The 1,124-nt window shown below is 61.6% G+C and carries 1 protein-coding gene; it reads right to left on the bottom strand.

The annotated features are described in order from the left end of the window. Positions 1-65 precede the first annotated feature (65 nt). Positions 66-1,124 (bottom strand): IS4 family transposase (locus tag ACYP5B_RS23450; protein ID WP_459571257.1); only part of this gene is annotated, 1,059 nt, incomplete at its 5' end.

Genomic DNA, 1,124 nt, shown 5'->3' with positions numbered 1-1,124 from the left:
GCTTAGGTGTGCCCACATTTTTTGAACAACTAGCTGTTCTCCCTACACCCATCTCCACCGGACAGCTATTCATCCTGCTGGAATATCCGATACATCTCCGTGATTTCGTGCAGCGACAGGAATCCGCGCCAGATCGGTGTAGGGCCCGGTGGCCGATCGCTCTTGCGCCCGAGATAGCCGCCGAGCTTGGCGATCCACAATACGGCCTGCGCCAACGACGGGATCTTGGCGGGCGTCTTCTTGGTTTGATGAACCCGGCAATACAGTGCACGCCATTCGATCGGCTGCAGCAGCACTTCACAGGGCAAGTCACCATCCAGCCGGGCGAGCAGCGTGGCATACAGAATTCGCCAGCTGATGACGGCGAACAATGCGGTGGCGCGCACAAATCGATCCAGGTCACCGAATTGCCTAGCCTCGACCCGGCAGCCGCTCTTGAGTACCCGATGCCACGATTCGATGGTCCAGCGTCGCGCGTACCATGCCAGCCGTTCCAGAACTTGCTCATGCGTATGCGTGGGGACCGAGGTCAGCAGCATCCATTCGAGCGGGTCAACCCCTTCAGGCGCATCGGTCTCCAGCGCGTGAATCACGAAGACCTCGACATTCGCCCCCTTACCGGGGCGCGAACGCGGTGGCCTCAACTGCACTGGCAGGCAGCGCAGCGTCAGTTGCGCGCTGCGCGCGGGCGTCTTGCCCGAGCCGGGCACTTGCAATGTCGTCTGGCCCAGCGCGGGCGCCGCTTCCACGGCATCCCACAGATACTTCTCGGGATGCTCGACACGCCGATTCCACGCAGCGCGAACCAGCCAGTCGACTCCGGTAGAGCGCGGCGCGATAAACACGTCATAGACATCGCCTTCGCGATCGCTCACGCCGACCACGTGCGTGTCTGGACATTGCACTTTAAGCGTTTCCAGTCGCTCAAGGCCCTCCAGCCATTTCACGCTCTCTTTGTCACGAATATCGCGCTTCCTGCGCTGCTTTCCCTTGCCCGCTTCCTCCGGGTCGCGCACCCAGGTCTTCATGCCCAACACCCCAAGGGGCAATCCGTCGGGCGTGACAGCCAGCAGGCTGTGCATCAGAAATCCATGCCTGTTGCCTCCTGTGCCAAGGCCCAGACC

The sequence above is a fragment of the Cupriavidus sp. 8B genome (assembly GCF_054589115.1).
The sequence above is the reverse complement of the archived record's forward strand: the minus strand, read 5'-3'. Positions and strand labels throughout refer to the sequence as shown.